Here is a 16,486-nt window from a genome sequence, read left to right as displayed (position 1 = left end):
GTTACGCCTCCAGTCTTACGATAACGGGTTCACCGGCCTTAGGTGCCCATACGCGGTCAAGATCGCGACACACCTCACGGATGGAGCTTTCCTCGCTGGACATGAACACCATGGAATCCTTTTCCGCAATGACAAGGGGCCGCAGCTTCACCCTGTCGTTCAGGCCCATCATGGTGTTGGCATCGGTTACCAGAATGGCAAAAGGCCCGTTCAGGCATCCGGAACCATAGACCATTCGCAGCGCCTCGTAGAGCTTTCTGTCATCGGCATCCATGCGGTCTATCTCGTCCCAGAAGGGCGGTGCAAGCACCTTGCAGGCCATCTCATGCGTCATTCCGTGCTTGCGGATAAGCAGGTCCAGCATATAGGCCACCACCTCCGTATCCGTCATCATGGTACATTCGTAGTCATGCTGACAAAGATACCGGCGGTTTATGCCGTAAGAAGAAATCTCGCCGTTATGCACAATGGCCCAGTCCAGAATGGTAAACGGGTGCGCCCCGCCCCACCAGCCCGGCGTGTTGGTGGGAAAACGGTTATGCCCGGTCCAGATGTAGGCCGTGTATTCGTCCAGCCGGAAGAAGTCTGCGATGTCTTCCGGAAAACCCACCCCCTTGAACGCCCCCATGTTCTTGCCGCTGGAGAAGACAAATGCCCCCCCGATGCGGTTGATGAACATGACCACGTTCACCACATAGTCCTGTTCACCAAGCTCTTCCCATCTGGGACGCCGCGCCTTGGGCGTGACAAAGAAGCGCCACATGACGGGCGGATTCTTTATGCTCAGCACCCGGCGCGTGGGAATAGGCTCCGAAACGGAAATATCAAAGTGTTCCTTGATAACCTCTTCCGCCCGGTCCAGCGATGCCTTGTCGTCACACATGAGGTGAAAGGCGTACTCTTCCGCCCGCTCAGGGTATATGCCGTAGGCGGCAAAACCACCGCCAAGCCCGTTCCCCCTGTCGTGCATGGTGCACATGGCGTTAATGGGCATGGTGCCGGGTATAAGGTTCTTCTGCCTGTCAATAACGCCGAAGACACCGCACCCGGAGATATCCTTGTCAAATTGCCAGAAATTACTGGGAGCCTTCATATATCTTCTCCGATGGTGGCCGCCCCTACTCGCATTCGGGGGTCCACCTCGTCTCGAAATCGTGTTCGGGCCAGAGCAGCGCGGAAGGCCGCCCATCCTTGAGGTCCTGCTTCACTTCGTCGGTCAGCGGCAGCTGGAAACGGACAAACCCGGTGTACAACCCGGCAAAGTCTATATCTCCCACCAGCACATAGCCGACAAGCTTGTCATTGCGGAACACAAGCTTGCGGTACGACTGCTCTTCTTCATCCACAAAGGTGAAGACATCGCACCCGTCTTCCGGCGCAGGGTTCACAAGGCCCAGCGAGGCAGTGGCCAGCCCGTAAAAGGATATGGCGTTCATAGCCAGCCCGCCGGGATGCTTCTCGCTCTTTTTGCCGGTCATGTTCAGGCCCGCGTAATAGCCCTGACTGTAGGCGTTGGGCCATATGGGCGTCACACGGGCATCGTCCGCAATCATGTCGTAGGCCTCGGCCACGTCACCTGCGGCGTATACGTCCGTCGCGCTGGTGCGCAGGTAGTCGTCCACCTTTATGCCGCGCTTCACCTGCAATCCGGCTTCCTTGGCCGGAGTAAGGCTGGGCACCACACCTATGGCCACCACCACGGCTTCGCATTCAAGCTCCTCGCCGTTGGTCAGGCGCACGCCGATAACTCTGGAATATTCAGCGTCGCGCAGAATCTCTTCCACGGTATTTCCGCAGCGGATATGCAGCCCTTCATGTTCCAGCCTGCGGGAAACCATGCCCCCCGCCACATCATCGAATGCGGCGGAAAGAACCCGCGGGGCAAGTTCCACAATCGTTACGGAAAGGCCGTTGTCGAAAAGGCCTTCGGCAGCTTTCAGACCTATAAGCCCGCCGCCTATGACCACCACCTTGCGGATGCTCTGGGAAAGCGTGATAAGCTCTTCTGCATGTGCCAGGGTGGTGAAGTTGTATATATCCGGCCCTGCCAGCCCCTTTATGGGGGGCATGAACGGAATTCCGCCTGTGGCAAGCAGCAGGCTGTCATATGCAATGGTAGAACCGTCAGCCAGCGTTATGGTCTTTCCGTCCGGATTCAGTCCGGTAACGCGGGCTCCGAGTTTCAGTTCCACGTTGTTCCTGTCGTAGAAGTCGTCGGGTCGCAGACTCATGCGGTCCAGACCGATCTTGCCCGCAAGGAAGTAGGAAATAAGCGGACGGCCATAGGTGGGGGTCTGCTCCTCGCTCACCACGAGGATACGCCCTTCCTTGTCCACCTTCCGTATGCCCTCAATGGCCCCCACGGACGCGACACCGTTGCCGACGATGACATATGTCATGTTTCTCTCCCGAATGCTGGTTGCTAGCGGTCTTCGTAGCTCAGTGCGGCATTGGGACAGGCCTGAACACAGGCCGGCATATCCCGTCCTTCACACAGATCGCACTTGATGATCTTGCCCTTGGCGGGGTTGCGCCGAATGGCACCGAAAGGACATGCCATCAGGCACGACCAGCATCCCACGCATTTGGACTCGTCATACACGGTCCTGCCGCTTGCTTCGTCCTTGTACAGCGCACCGGAGATGCAGGCCGTAACACAGGTGGGGTTCTCACAGTGCCTGCAACTCAGCGAAACACATACGGGGCCTTTCTCATATACCGCCTTGCAGGGCCGCAGGCCCGTGGCCTGTTCCTCGCGCACGGCAATGATCAGGTCCTTGCTTTCCGAATGGGCGGTAAGACACGCCAACTCGCAAATGTGGCAACCGATGCAGAAATCCTTGTTGGGATACACTCTGCGCATACCGCTACCTCCCCGCGTGTTTGACACCAAGGATGTCAAGTTCCACTTCATTCAGGCCAATGCCGCGCAGCTTGTCGCGGTTGCCCCGCAGGCTCTCAATGGAGTTAAGCCCCATACCGCCGAGCATTTCCTGAATCTCGTGTCCCCACGCCCTGACCAGATTGGTCATGCGACGGGCCGCAATTTCGGGATTCTGGCGCTTCTTCAGACGTGCCTCGTTGGTGGCTATGCCCCACGGGCACTTGCCGGTGTAGCAGCGCCCGCACAAGGTGCAACCCACGGAGATGAGAGCGGCGGTCGCTATGTACACGGCGTCAGCACCAAGGGCTATGGCCTTGATAACGTCCGCCGAGCAGCGCGTGCCGCCTGCCACCACAAGAGAAGCCCAGTTGCGTATGCCTTCATCGCGCAGGCGGTTATCCACCTGAGCAAGGGCCAGTTCCACAGGAATGCCCACGTTGTCGCGGATCATGGTGGGAGCTGCCCCCGTGCCGCCACGGAAACCATCCAGCACCACAATATCGGCCCCGGCCCGGACAATGCCCGAAGCAATGGCAGCCGCATTATGCACGGCGGCTATCTTCACCGAAACAGGAACCCGGTATTCCGTGGCTTCCTTCAGGGCGTAGATAAGCTGCAGCAGGTCTTCAATGGAATAGATGTCGTGGTGCGGCGCAGGAGAAATGGCATCCGACCCGACGGGAACCATACGGGTCTTGGAAACTTCCTCGTCAATCTTCTCACCGGGCAGATGCCCGCCGATTCCCGGCTTGGCTCCCTGTCCCACCTTAATCTCAATGGCGGCACCGGCATTAAGGTAATCCTTGTGCACGCCGAACCGTCCGGAAGCCACCTGTACAATGGTGTTGGGACCGTATTCATACAGGGTGGGGTGCAGGCCGCCCTCGCCCGTGTTGTAGACAATGCCCAGCTCCGTGGCCGCCATGGCCATGGCCTTGTGCAGGTTGAAGTTGATGGAACCGAAGGACATGGCCGAGAACATGATGGGATATTCCAGCTTGATCTGCGGCCCGATTTTGGTCTTCAACTTCGGCCCTTCCGGGGTCTGCTCCACTTCCACCTTGTCCGGCTTGGAGCCAAGGTACGTCCGCAACTCCATAGGCTCGCGCAGCGGGTCTATGGAAGGGTTGGTCACCTGGCTGGCATCAAGCTGCAGGTTGTCCCAGTAAATGGGTTTGGCGCTCGGGCTGCCCATACCGGAAAGGAGAATGCCTCCGGTGTCGCCCTGCTTGTATATGTGCTTCATATACGTGGGCGTCCACAGGGCATTGTCGCGGAAATCCGCCGGGTTCTTTTTTATTGTCAGGCACCCGGTGGGACAGAGCGCCTCGCACCGGTGACAGCCGACACACTTGGTATTGTCGTGATTCACACACTGGCGTGCGTCATCCCAGAAATGGGCTTCATAGGAGCACTGGCGTACACACACTTCGCAGTTGATGCAACGCTCTTTGTCCCTGTCTATCACGAAATCGTTGAAATTCTGGCTAATCGGCTTGAAAAGCAAGACAGTCTCCTCGCTTTGCACGGAAGCAGCCCCGGAACCCTCTCCCCGTTCTTCCGGAACCGCTAACAATTTTGATAAAAAAAGCGAAAAAACGCTATGAGGGCATTTCTCATCGAACGGAGGTACGAATTACCGCAAAAATACAAAAATTGTCAACTCTGCAATTTCCCCTTCCCGGAGCAAACCCGCATTCATAGCTCTTTACTATGTGTTTTCAAATAGATAGAGTATACAGTTTCAATATTGTCACAAAATACGCTTTTGAAACCTGTTCACAATTTTGTCTAGTCACGCTGAATATCCCGCACAAACCCGCACACAAGCTCACGCACCCGCTCTCGTGTCTCCCTGTGCGTGGTGAGCATGTGGTGGGCGGTCACACGTTCACGGATGGGAATAAGCTCAATTCGCCTGCGCACGGACGAAACCCTGCGGGCTATCTCCCACACATTACCCGGAGGAGCGGTGCGGTCTGTCGGGCAATGCATGGCGAGAAGAGGTGCCGTCACCCTGTGCAGTTCTTTGCCCACGGCCCGAACCCCTTCAATAAGGCTCCACAACTGTGGCAGACTGGTTGCTCCGTCATATCCCTCCCATGGGGCTATCTCCTGCGCCTCGGCTCGTCTCGGCGTTCCCGGCCAGACAGGGCGCACATGCCGGAGAAGACGCACAAACGGCAGCCGCCAATCCTTCATCTCCGGCGGAAACAGTCTGTAGACATAGATCGGCGATGCCATCGTCACCACGCCGTCCACAGCATGGCGTGAGGCAATGTGCAACGCCAGCGTGCCCCCCATGGAAAGCCCTATCACAATAACGCGATCCGCCTCCTCCCGGAGTGTCATATACGCCTGCTCCGCCCCGTCGGCCCAATCCCGGAACCATGTGCGACGAAAGGCGTTAAAATCCCCTTCGTGCCCCGGCAACGTTACATTGCACACAAGGCATCCCATCGCCTGCAACGGAGCCACAAGCGGTTGCATTTCAAACGGACTGCCCGTCCAGCCGTGTATGAGCAGGCAACCTGTCTTCACATCCTCCCGCAGCGGCTCCGCGCTTCCGGCCTGTTTTTCTTCCAGCATATTTCCTCCCCGCGGCCCGCACGCTTGCATGCGCCGCGCCGATACTCTATTTTAGTCCAGCCTGCGGAAAAACAGGGTAACCCACCCTGCCGCACGACCTCACATTCACGCACCCCCTTCCGGCCCGAGCCCGAGGAGCCACCTATGCCGATGGTATGCGACATTCTCATACAGGCCAATACCATTCTCACTCAAGACCCGCAGCGCACCGTGCTTGAGAACGCCGGCGTCGCCATTACGGGCGACACCATTACAGCCGTAGGGCCGTGGGAAAACCTGAGTCGCCGGTATACCGCCGGACAAACGCTCAACCTCAATCACGCCATGGTCATGCCCGGCCTCATCAATGCACACACCCATGCGGCCATGTCACTGCTCCGGGGCGTGGCAGACGACCTGCCCCTTATGGAGTGGCTCACCAAACACATTTTCCCGGTGGAAAAACACCTCAGCCCGGAGATTGTGGAACTGGGGGCAATGCTTGCCTGCGCGGAAATGACGCGGCTCGGCACCACCTCGTTCTGCGACATGTACCTGATCGAAGACGCCACCTACCGCGCCGTGGACCGGGCAGGCCTGCGCGTGCTGGGCGGCGAGGGCATCTTCATGTTCCCGTCCCCGGCCTATGCGGATACGGAACGCGGCTTTGACCTTGTGCGTGAACTCCATGAACGATGGAAGGACCATCCGCGCATCCGCCAAGCCGTCATGCCCCATGCCGTCTACACCACCACGCCGGAGATACTGCGCCGCTGCCTGGCACTGTCGCAGGAGCTGAACATGCCACTGCATATCCACCTTGCCGAAACCGTTACGGAAACAGAGCAATGCCTTGCCGCCACAGGCCTGCGTCCGGTGCAATACGTGCATGAACTTGGTCTGCTGACCCCAAAAACCACCATTGCTCACGGCGTGGACCTTACCGAGGCAGAAATCGACCTGCTGGCCGGAACAGGAACCGTGGTGGCCCACAATCCGGAAAGCAACATGAAGCTGGCTTCAGGCATCGCCAATGTACCCTACATGCTACAACGCGGCGTTCCCGTAAGCCTTGGTACAGACGGTGCCGCCTCCAACAATGCCTTGAACATGTTTACAGAAATGACATCCTGCGCTCTGCTGCACAAGGTGCGCTGCATGGACCCCACCTGCGCCCCGGCACAGGCCGTGCTGGACATGGCCACTCTCGGCGGCTCCCGAACCATGTGCATGCCGGACATCGGCTATATTGCTCCCGGAATGCGGGCAGACATGGTAGCTCTGGACCTTCGGGCTCCCAACCTGCAACCCCTGCACAATCCTGTTTCGCATGTGGTCTATGCCGCCACAGGCGCAGAGGTGTGCATGAGCATGGTCGGCGGAGAGGTATTATATAATGATGGAGCCTTCCTGAAAATTGACTATCCTTCCCTGCTCAAAGAAGTGTCCGCCCTGCGCTCTTGGGTGCGCGAAAAGCTGTCCTGACGTGCTGCTTTTCCCTGTCCCGGAACGGACAACATCTTCCGATCCATATTTATGTTGACTTTTTCCCGAATCTGTTTAATTCAACCCTGCTTTCAGGAACAATATTCGCGCGCAGCCCGCGCGGTTTAAGGAGGACGATACAATGAGTGCCAATTTTGAAGGTGCAGTAAAGACTGCGGAAGGCGTGCTCTTCAACGGCGTTATCTGCCAGCCCGTAGTGGAAAAGTGCGAGGGCTGCGACCGTACCAAGCAGTTCGAAGATGCCACCTATTGCGGCAGCTACGCACAGCCCGCAGCCAAGTGGGCTCTGGGCGCATGTAACTTTGCCACCCACGTCAAGGCTTCCCTTGACAAGCAGGGCAAGGTTAAGCTTAACCCCCTCAAGGCTTCCAAGCGCGCTGCCAAGGGCCGCTAGGCTCCCTTTTTCAGCCGTCAAACGGGAAGGTGCGCAAACTGCGGTGCCTTCCCGTTTTTCTTTCACCCGCAAGCGGCTTCCGGCAGTTTTCAAGCAAACTGCCCAAAACTGCCCACCCAGCCGGTCGCATACCGGGCCGGCCAACCCACCGGAGCGAATCCATGCTGGAACAACTGTTCGCCTTTCTGGATCGGCAGCGCGACCTCGTTATCTCCCTGCAGACAGAAATGTCCGCCCGCCCTGCCCTGTGCCCCTCCAGCGGTGGCATAGGCGAAGTGGAAAAAGCCGCCTTCCTCAAGGACTGGCTCACCGCTAACGGCATCGCGTACATCGAAGAATTGCGCGCACCGGATAACCGCGTCCCCTGCGGTTACCGCCCCACTCTTATCGCGCGTGTTCCCGGAAAACAGAAGAAAACCGTCTGGATTCTCGCTCACACAGACGTGGTGCCCACCGGCGACCCGGACCTGTGGACCGGCGATCCGTGGGTGGTGCGTGTAGACGGCGACACCCTGTGCGGACGCGGCGTGGAAGACAACCAGCAGGGCATAGTCTCCGGCCTGCTTACCGCCAAGGCTCTGCTGGAGCTCGGTGTGCAGCCGGATTTGACGCTGGGCCTCATCTTCGTGGCCGACGAAGAAACAGGAAGCATCTACGGCCTCGACTACCTCATGCGGCAACGCCCGGACCTTTTCGCCAAGGACGACCTCATTCTCGTGCCTGACGTGGGCAACGCAGAAGGCTCCATGATTGAGGTGGCAGAAAAGTCCATCCTCTGGCTCAAGGTCACGGTCCGGGGCAGGCAGTGCCACGCCTCGCGCCCCGCACTCGGCGTCAACTCACTGGAAGCAGCGGCAGACCTCATCCTGCGTGTGCGCTCCCTGCACGATGCCTTCAACCGGGTAGATGAACTTTTCGAACCGCCCATCTCCACCTTCACACCCACCAAAAAAGAACTGAACGTGGAAAACGTGAACACCGTTCCGGGCATGGACGTGTTCTACATAGACTGCCGCGTCCTGCCCGGGTACGACATTGCGGACGTCCGTTCGGCTGTGCGCTCCCTTGCCGATGAGGTAGAGCGTGAGCGCGGTGTGAGCATAACCCTTGAGGATGTGCAGGCAAACCAGTCCACCGTCTCCACCCCTGCGGACTGCGAGGTGGTCAAACGCCTTGCCTCAGCCATACGCGCCGTATACGCTGTTGAACCCCGCGCCATGGGCATAGGCGGCGGCACCGTGGCGGCACATATGCGTGTCCACGGGCTTGAGGTAGCCTGCTGGAGCAAGCTTGGCGGTCAGGCGCACCAGCCAGACGAAAAAAGCCTTATATCCAGCAATATCAATGACGCCAAGGTCATGACAAGCCTGCTGTTCAAGTAACACGTTCCTTACGTATCCATGCCGCCTGTGCCGGGTTCTGGCGGCAGCCTAACCTGTCTATCCGCCCCGGAGTGTGCCAAAGCCGCTCCGGGGCATTTGAGCCAAATCATGCACAGCCACCCCAGTTCTTCCCGCCCGCTCAAGGCCATGCCCGACACGTTCGACGTCATCGTCGTCGGAGCGGGCCATGCGGGCTGCGAAGCCGCAATGGCCGCCTCCAGCCTGAGCCTGAATACCCTCCTGCTCACGGTCAATGCAGACCACATCGGCGCGCTTTCCTGCAACCCTGCCATAGGCGGCCTTGCCAAAGGCCACATGGTGCGCGAAATAGATGCCCTGGGTGGCATGATGGGCCTCTGGGCCGATGAATCAGGCATTCAGTTCCGTACCCTGAACACCAGCAAAGGCCCGGCCGTTCACGCCACACGCGCCCAGATAGATCGCGATGCCTACATGAGGGCCGTAAAAAGAGATATCTTCGCGCAGGACCATCTCTGGGTCTTTCAGGATACCGCCGAGGAAATTCTCGTGGAGAAGGAGCGCTGCGCCGGGGTACGCACCCGTCTGCAGCAGGTCTTCCGCTCCCGCGCGGTCATTGTCACGGCAGGCACCTTCATGCGCGGCCTTATTCACGTAGGCATGACCAGTTTTTCCGGCGGCAGGCTGGGTGATCCCGCCGCCATGGGCCTTTCCGCCTCGCTGGAATCGGTGGGCCTTGTGCTGGGAAGACTCAAAACAGGCACCACCCCACGCCTGCTGAGAGACAGCATTGACTTTTCCGTCATGGAGGTTCAACCGGGCGACACGCCGCCACCGCTGTTCAGTTTCCGCTCCACGGGTACGGGCATGCCGCAACTGCCCTGCCATATGACATGGACCAACGAACGCACCCACGCCGCCATCCGCTCCGGGTTCGACCGCTCCCCCATGTTCACGGGCGTTATAGAAGGAACAGGCGCGCGCTACTGCCCGTCCATAGAAGACAAGGTGGCCCGTTTTCCCGAAAAGGAACGCCACCAGATTTTCGTGGAGCCGGAAGGGGCAAACAGCCCGGAATGCTACCCCAACGGCATCCCTACCAGCCTGCCGCTGGACGTCCAAAAAGCCATGATTGCCACCATTCCCGGATTGGAAAAAGCGCAGATCGTCCGCCCCGGCTACGCCATAGAATACGATTACGCAAACCCCGTTCAGCTGCTGCCCACGCTGGAAACCAAATGCCTTCCCGGTCTGTACATGGCTGGTCAGGTCAACGGCACCTCCGGCTATGAGGAAGCTGCCGCGCAGGGGCTGTGGGCCGCGCTTAATGCCGCCAGCGCCCTTACGGGACACTCTCCCTTTCTGCCCGGACGCGATACGGCATACATGGCAGTGCTGGTGGACGATCTGGTAACCAAGGGAACCAAAGAGCCTTACCGCATGTTCACATCCCGCGCAGAGCACAGACTGCTCCTGCGCGAAAGCAACGCAGACAGCCGCCTCACCCCTCTGGGGCGCGAGATCGGGCTGGTAAAAGATGAACAATGGGCATGTTTTACCGCCAAGCACACGGCACTAAAAACGCTGCTCTCAGAACTGGAGGAACGCAGGCTCACCCCCGATGCCGAAACCCGCTCCCGGCTGGAAGCCATGGGCGAACCCGCTCCCACCAAGGCCATTTCCCTCGGCGATCTGCTGCGGCGCCCGGCCCTGCGCATCTCTGATCTGGCCCCGTTCTGGCCCGATCTGGCACATTTTCCGCATGATGCCTTGCAGGAAGCGGAAACAGTGACAAAATATGCCGGGTACCTTCGCAGGCAGGAAGAACTGGTGGAGCGTTTCTCCCGTGCGGAGACTCTGGTGCTGCCAGAAGACCTGCCCTACGCCGATGTCGCGGGACTCACCCGCGAAGCGGTTGAAAAACTCAGTGCAGTACGCCCCCGCACGCTCGGGCAGGCTTCCCGAATTTCAGGCATCACTCCGGCAGCCATATCCTGCCTGGAAATACACCTGAAAAAAATGGAACGGTCACGGTAACTCCATGCCGGCACTGGCATAATGCTTTTCACATTGCAGGATTTGCGGTATGCACGGCAATATATACATGGCAGATTTATGCTTCTGCATCAGGACACGGCGTTTTTTCGTAACTCCCCAGCAAGGATGATATTGCTACCGTGAATTTTCTCACCCCCATGGCGGCGGACAGAACCACCGACTATTTCTCGGAGATAGGACGCAGCTTTTCCCAATCCTCCATGCGGGACCAGCTTTCCATGCAGGTCATAGGGTTGCTTGCGATCATCGTAGCCATCCTTGTGGTCATCATTATCCTCATGTGGCTGCGCGCCAAGCGCAATGCGGTCTACATCCCTCATGGCTGGATTCTCACCCCCACGGATATCGAAGTTACGATCAGGTCTGCCATGGACCAGCGTAGTAAGTTTGAGGTGCAATTCCACTCGGAAACAGAAAAACGCCGTTCCACCTTCTGCACAGTAATTGATGTGGGCAACGGCGTAATCACCATGGAATGTTCCGGGCTTAAAAATATCAGCAAAAGCTGGATGGGCCGCATGGTAGATTGCTACTTCCGGGTGCAGGATGAAAAACGCAATCAAATGTACTACATGTTTTCCTCTTCCATTGCAGGCATACGCCCCGTCACCACAGAAATAAGCCATATCAGCATCACCATTCCTGAAAAGATTGAGCAGAAACAAAAGCGTGCTTCTTTGCGAGTGGACCCGCCGGAACAATACATCCTCGGTATAGCAGTCTGGAAAGAACGCATGCTGGGCGACGGCAACCACGACTTGAATATCAAGAACTGGGGCAAGCCACTCCTTAGCTTCATTCCCGGCAAGCGTGCTCAGGTGCGGCTCTCAAATATTTCCGCAGGCGGCATAAAATTGCACGTCAAGCGACAGGATGCCAAAGACTCCGGGCTGGAGTTCAATATTGGTGACAAGCTTTTCATCCTGCTGGATTTGTGGGAGCCTGAAACGGGCCAGCGTCAGCGCCACTGGTTGCTGTGCCGCCTGCAATTGCCCTATACCGATTTCGAAACCCGCGACGTGGACCTCGGCTTGCAGTTTCTGCACCGGGCAGAGATGAAAGAAGGCTCCAATTCCGAACTGGTTTGGGGCCCCTCCCTGCGCAGCAACGAGGTGGACGAAATAGGCAACTGGGCCATGCGCAGGCATCTTGAGCTTTACAGGGAGAAGGGGCTGGAATAAATGCAGCTTCACCCCAATTTGCACTTGCGTCATATAAAAGTGATGGATATTGTCGCACAATCCTAGGTGGCCGTCATGCACCTCATTTCAACAACTATTACCAAGGAGACAGGTTTTGGACGGAGGCTCTGACAGTCGACTCTGGTCACTGTTCTCAAACATTTTTCACAACAAAACCGGAGACAGCGTAGAAAAAGCCATTCTGGAGGCGCGTGAAGACGGTGAGCTGGAAGCCGTAGAAGGCTCCATGCTCCTTAACGTGCTCAGTCTGGATGAAACGCAGGTTGATGAAATCATGGTGCCGCGCACGGATATCCACTGCGCCTCCATAGATTCTTCACTCATAGACGTAGTGAAGATCATTGTCGAATCCGGTCATTCCCGCATTCCCATCTTCGAAGGCAACAGAGACAACATCATCGGCGTAGCGTATGCCAAAGATCTGTTGCAATATCTTTACGATCCGGCACGCCACGATACCCCGCTGCGCACCATCATGCGCAAACCGTTCTTTGTTCCGGAAACCAAGATGGTGAGCGACCTGCTGCAGGAATTCCGCGTACGCAAGCTGCACTTTGCCATCGCGGTAGACGAATACGGCGGCACTTCCGGAGTGGTGACAATAGAAGACATACTCGAAATCATCGTGGGCGACATCGATGACGAATACGATCTTCCTAAAGAAGACGACATCCAGCCGCTGACCGATACCAGCTACCTCCTTTCCGGGCGGGCACTGCTGGAAGAACTCGAGCCTGCCCTCGGAATCTCGCTGGCATCGGAACAGGTGGAAACCATCGGCGGATATCTGAGCGAACTCGCAGGGCATGTCCCTCAGGCCGGAGAATCATTCATGCTGGAAGGCTACCGCTTCAGCGTGCAGGATGCCAACGCCAAGCAGATCCAGTCTATCCTTGCGGAACGACAGGAATAATTGTGTTTCACGCAAAACACTCCTCCGGCTGCATGTCATTTGCCGCTTGACCTTTTACAAAAAACGCCTTTTCCTCTGCCCATCATGCACATATTCGCAACGGCCATCGCTGCCCTTGGCCTCTGGCTCGGCATGGCGAACGACCTTATTCAGGTTCCCCTGTTCGCCATGGCCTTTCCCGTGGCGCTGTACCACATTGCTCAAAACTCCCCCACATGGCAAAGCGCCCTGCGCTCTGCGCTTCTGGCGGGCACGGCTGGCTATGCCGCCTGCCTGTACTGGATAGTAATCCCGCTGAACACGCAGGCTGGCATCCCATGGCCCCTCGCCCTGCCCGCGCCGCTCCTGCTGGCCTTCTATCTCAGCCTGTATTGCGGCCTGTTTACCGTGCTCATACACCGCGTTGCCAAACGGCTTTCCCCGACCGTGCTCGGCGTTTTCGCCATGCTGCTGTGGGGCACGCTGGAACTGCTCCGCGGCACACTGTTCACCGGTTTTCCGTGGGCTGTCCTTGCGGCGGCTTTTGCTCCGTGGCCTGTAATGCTGCAGCCCCTTTCTTTTCTGGGCTCCTATGTCTATTCCGGGGTTCTTGCCGGTGTGGCATGCCTGCTGTTTGAATCGTACTCCACAAGGTCCGCCCGCCCTGCTCTTGCCGCTCTCGTCGTCATGGCCGCGTGCGCGGGGTGGTCATGGCATATGTGGAATTCCCCCATTGTCACCACTGCCCCGGTGCGCACTCTCATGGTTCAGGGGAACATCGATCAGGGGCAGAAATGGGCACCTGCCTACCAGAACGGCACTGTCCACAGATATGTGGACATGACCCGCGCCGGGCTGGATAAGCATCCTTCCGATCTGGTCATATGGCCGGAAACGTCCATGCCCTTCTACCTGCAGGAAAAGCAGGAATACCTTTCCATGCTGCGCGAACTGACCATTGAGACGCAAACCCCGCTGCTGGTCGGCACTCCCGCCTACGCCAACGGCACGCAGGGCAGACAGTGGGATACCCTGAACAGGGCATACCTCATGGGCAATGACGGCTTCCTTTCCGGGTGGTATGATAAAGAACACTTAGTGCCTTTCGGCGAGTACATCCCCTTTGGCATGCACATTCCATTTCTTGATGTATTTTTTGAAGGTACAGGCGACTTCCAAACCAGCTCTGCCACACACCCCATCATTCATGGCAACCTTGCCATGGGGGTTCTCATCTGCTATGAAACAATATTCACTGACCTTACACAGCAGAGGGTGCGCGATGGTGCCAATCTGCTTGTAAACATCAGTAATGACGCATGGTTCGGCAACACGGCAGCCCCTGAACAGCATCTGCAACTGGCCGTTCTGCGCGCTGTGGAACAAGGCCGCTATCTGGTACGGGGCACGAACACAGGCATAAGCGCCATTGTGGACCCGAAAGGCAGAATCCTCACCCGTGGCGCACTGTTCAAGGCAGAGGCCGTATACGGCACTGCCGCTCTGGTGCAGGGCACAACGCCCTTCCATCGCATGTACCCGAACCTGCACCTCGCCGTTCTGGGTGCATGCGCCCTGTTGCTTGCCCGTGGCGCGTTTGGCAGACCACATTCAACCCGTCGAAAAAGATAACATCCCCATATGCTACACCTTGCCGATATCCGCACCCGCAGCATAACGCTGGCTGAACAGTTCTCCACCTTGTGGAGGCGTCTTTGACCTTGCATCAAGCAAGAGCCGTCTGGATGAAATAGAAAAGCAGCTGTCCAGCCCCGGCGCGTGGGACAAACCGGAAAAACTCACCCCCGTGCTTCGGGAAAAAAGCACTCTCGAAAACGAGATAGCCCGTCTGGACGCACTGCGTCAGGCGCGTGAAGACCTCGACGAATGGCTCACCCTCGCGGAAGAAGACCAAAGCGCCGAAATTCTGGAAACCCTGTCCGCACAGGCGGACACTCTGGAAGAGCTACTTCAGGTCACAGAAATGAACATGCTCCTTTCCGCACCGGAAGACGGCAAGGACGCCATTCTGGAAATCCACCCCGGTGCCGGCGGAACAGAAGCTCAGGACTGGGCGCAGATGCTCCTGCGCATGTATGTCCGCTGGGCGGATGCACAGGATTTCAAAGCGGAGTATCTTGATTTTCTCGACGGTGACGAAGCAGGCATAAAAAGCGTCACCCTGCGCATACGTGGTGCCAATGCCTACGGCCTTCTCAAGGGAGAACGGGGCATCCATCGCCTCATCCGCATCTCTCCGTTCGATTCCTCAGGCCGCAGACACACCTCCTTCGCGTCTGTCGATGTCATTCCCGATGCAGGCGATGATATCACCATAGACATGAAGGAAACGGATCTGCGCATCGATTTCTTCCGTTCCAGCGGTCCCGGCGGGCAAAGCGTAAACACCACCAGTTCCGCCGTGCGCATAACCCACATTCCCACGGGCACTGTGGCACAATGCCAGAACGAAAAATCACAGCACGCCAACCGCGACTCCGCCATGCAGATACTCAAGGCCAGACTCTACGATCTGGAACTGCGCAAACGGCAGGATGAACGGCAGGCAGAGTACGCGAACAAAATGGACATCAGCTTCGGCAGTCAGATACGCACGTATACGCTTCAACCCTACCGATTGGTCAAAGATCATCGGACAAATACGGAAATCGGGGATGTCGAGGCCGTGCTCAACGGCAGGATAGACACATTCCTGCGAGATTTCCTCCTCTACCTCCATGCGGAAAACTAACCATGAAGGACCGCCCACCACAAAGGGCGAGCTGAAAGACCTCTCCGGAGAACTGGAGCAACTGCGCCGTCTTCTCGTCTCCCATGCGGCAGAATTGAAGGACGAAAACTGTTCTCAGCAGACTCTGGTGGCCATAACGCGCATCGTTCCCGGATTAACCGGCGAGAAGTGGGATGAACTGGCCGCAGCCCATGGGCTGGGAGACTGGATGGCGCTGGGGCTTGATGCAACATCCTGCGCCAATCTGCTCAGACTGCAGAAGGCACTGGAAGAACTTACGCATCAGACCGAGCACGACGCCCTTACCGGACTAGCCAACCGTCGCGCCTTCACCCGCCACATGCGCATGGAAATGGAGCGGGTGGAACGCAGCAACGGTCAGGTGAGCATTGCCGTTCTGGACATAGACGACTTCAAACAAGTTAACGACACCTACGGGCACGCCTGCGGCGACGAGGTACTGCGCGTACTCGCACAGGTCATGCGTGAAAACATCCGTGCTTACGATGTGGCCGCCCGCATCGGCGGCGAGGAATTCGCCCTCATCCTGCCCGGTGCCGCCGCGCTGAGCGCCAAAGCGCTGGTCGAGCGCATGCTGGAAGCGTTCAGAACCCGCAGCTTCCTCTGCCCGCCGTCGCCTCCTTTCCATTGCACCTTCTCCTGTGGCGTGTCCTGTATCCGGAGCAAATCTCTCATATCTTCCAACAAGCTGCTGGAGCTTGCGGACATGGCGCTTTATGAAGCCAAAGCTCATGGCAAAAACCGCGTTCATGTGGCCCGCCAGCAGGAAGCATCATTCGACCGCTCCACCATGGTCCATTCCAATGAAAAACAATTTCTCTTTTCCGGCACGGAATAACTCTGCGGTG

Annotated in this window: 14 protein-coding genes; 9 read left to right on the top strand and 5 right to left on the bottom strand. The window is 57.7% G+C overall.

Annotated features, from left to right (window positions below; all coding sequences use genetic code 11):
• Window position 1: 1 nt before the first annotated feature.
• From HUV26_RS00460 to HUV26_RS00440, 5 genes are all read right to left on the bottom strand, one after another.
• On the bottom strand, window positions 2–1,093 hold the full coding sequence (locus HUV26_RS00460) for a class II glutamine amidotransferase (RefSeq protein ID WP_174408137.1): 1,092 nt from the start codon (window positions 1,091–1,093) through the stop codon (window positions 2–4).
• 25 nt (window positions 1,094–1,118) lie between these two features.
• Window positions 1,119–2,399: an NAD(P)/FAD-dependent oxidoreductase gene (locus HUV26_RS00455; RefSeq protein WP_174408136.1), complete on the bottom strand. Its 1,281-nt coding sequence runs from the start codon at window positions 2,397–2,399 to the stop codon at window positions 1,119–1,121.
• A 23-nt stretch (window positions 2,400–2,422) separates the two neighbouring features.
• Window positions 2,423–2,863 (bottom strand): 4Fe-4S dicluster domain-containing protein, encoded by a 441-nt coding sequence (locus HUV26_RS00450; RefSeq protein WP_174408135.1) that lies wholly within the window; start codon window positions 2,861–2,863, stop codon window positions 2,423–2,425.
• A gap of 4 nt (window positions 2,864–2,867) precedes the next feature.
• Entirely contained in the window at window positions 2,868–4,391 is a 1,524-nt protein-coding gene (locus HUV26_RS00445; protein ID WP_174408134.1) for a glutamate synthase-related protein, read from the bottom strand.
• 284 nt (window positions 4,392–4,675) lie between these two features.
• Complete coding sequence (locus HUV26_RS00440) at window positions 4,676–5,473, bottom strand: alpha/beta hydrolase (RefSeq protein WP_174408133.1); 798 nt, start codon at window positions 5,471–5,473, stop codon at window positions 4,676–4,678.
• A 144-nt stretch (window positions 5,474–5,617) separates the two neighbouring features.
• Between HUV26_RS00440 and HUV26_RS00435 the strand changes: the two genes are divergently transcribed.
• From HUV26_RS00435 to HUV26_RS00395, 9 genes are all read left to right on the top strand, one after another.
• Complete coding sequence (locus HUV26_RS00435) at window positions 5,618–6,937, top strand: amidohydrolase (RefSeq protein ID WP_174408132.1); 1,320 nt, start codon at window positions 5,618–5,620, stop codon at window positions 6,935–6,937.
• A gap of 142 nt (window positions 6,938–7,079) precedes the next feature.
• A complete protein-coding gene (locus tag HUV26_RS00430; RefSeq protein WP_174408131.1) occupies window positions 7,080–7,352 on the top strand; it encodes a PxxKW family cysteine-rich protein in 273 nt (90 codons plus the stop codon).
• A gap of 161 nt (window positions 7,353–7,513) precedes the next feature.
• The gene (locus HUV26_RS00425) at window positions 7,514–8,734 is read left to right on the top strand and encodes a M20 family metallo-hydrolase (RefSeq protein WP_174408130.1); all 1,221 of its coding nucleotides are present in this window, start codon (window positions 7,514–7,516) and stop codon (window positions 8,732–8,734) included.
• A gap of 108 nt (window positions 8,735–8,842) precedes the next feature.
• Entirely contained in the window at window positions 8,843–10,750 is a 1,908-nt protein-coding gene (mnmG, locus tag HUV26_RS00420; RefSeq protein ID WP_174408129.1) for a tRNA uridine-5-carboxymethylaminomethyl(34) synthesis enzyme MnmG, read from the top strand.
• A 140-nt stretch (window positions 10,751–10,890) separates the two neighbouring features.
• On the top strand, window positions 10,891–11,952 hold the full coding sequence (locus tag HUV26_RS00415; protein ID WP_174408128.1) for a PilZ domain-containing protein: 1,062 nt from the start codon (window positions 10,891–10,893) through the stop codon (window positions 11,950–11,952).
• A gap of 115 nt (window positions 11,953–12,067) precedes the next feature.
• Window positions 12,068–12,886 carry a hemolysin family protein gene (locus tag HUV26_RS00410; protein ID WP_174408127.1) on the top strand — a complete coding sequence of 273 codons (819 nt, stop codon included), beginning with the start codon at window positions 12,068–12,070 and terminating at the stop codon, window positions 12,884–12,886.
• A gap of 84 nt (window positions 12,887–12,970) precedes the next feature.
• Window positions 12,971–14,497 (top strand): apolipoprotein N-acyltransferase, encoded by a 1,527-nt coding sequence (lnt, locus tag HUV26_RS00405; protein WP_174408126.1) that lies wholly within the window; start codon window positions 12,971–12,973, stop codon window positions 14,495–14,497.
• A gap of 9 nt (window positions 14,498–14,506) precedes the next feature.
• A protein-coding gene (gene prfB / locus HUV26_RS00400) for a peptide chain release factor 2 (protein WP_174408125.1) occupies window positions 14,507–15,617 on the top strand; the annotation gives its coding sequence in 2 pieces (ribosomal slippage) (window positions 14,507–14,581 and window positions 14,583–15,617; 1,110 coding nt in all).
• Window positions 15,604–16,476: a GGDEF domain-containing protein gene (locus tag HUV26_RS00395; protein ID WP_174408124.1), complete on the top strand. Its 873-nt coding sequence runs from the start codon at window positions 15,604–15,606 to the stop codon at window positions 16,474–16,476. Before prfB ends, HUV26_RS00395 begins: the two co-directional genes overlap by 14 nt.
• Window positions 16,477–16,486 lie beyond the last annotated feature (10 nt).

Origin of the sequence: Desulfovibrio psychrotolerans (assembly GCF_013340305.1) — a bacterium.
Lineage (GTDB): Bacteria > Desulfobacterota > Desulfovibrionia > Desulfovibrionales > Desulfovibrionaceae > Halodesulfovibrio > Halodesulfovibrio psychrotolerans.
Note: the sequence above shows the minus strand (reverse complement) of the source record. Positions and strands in the feature narration are given on the sequence as shown.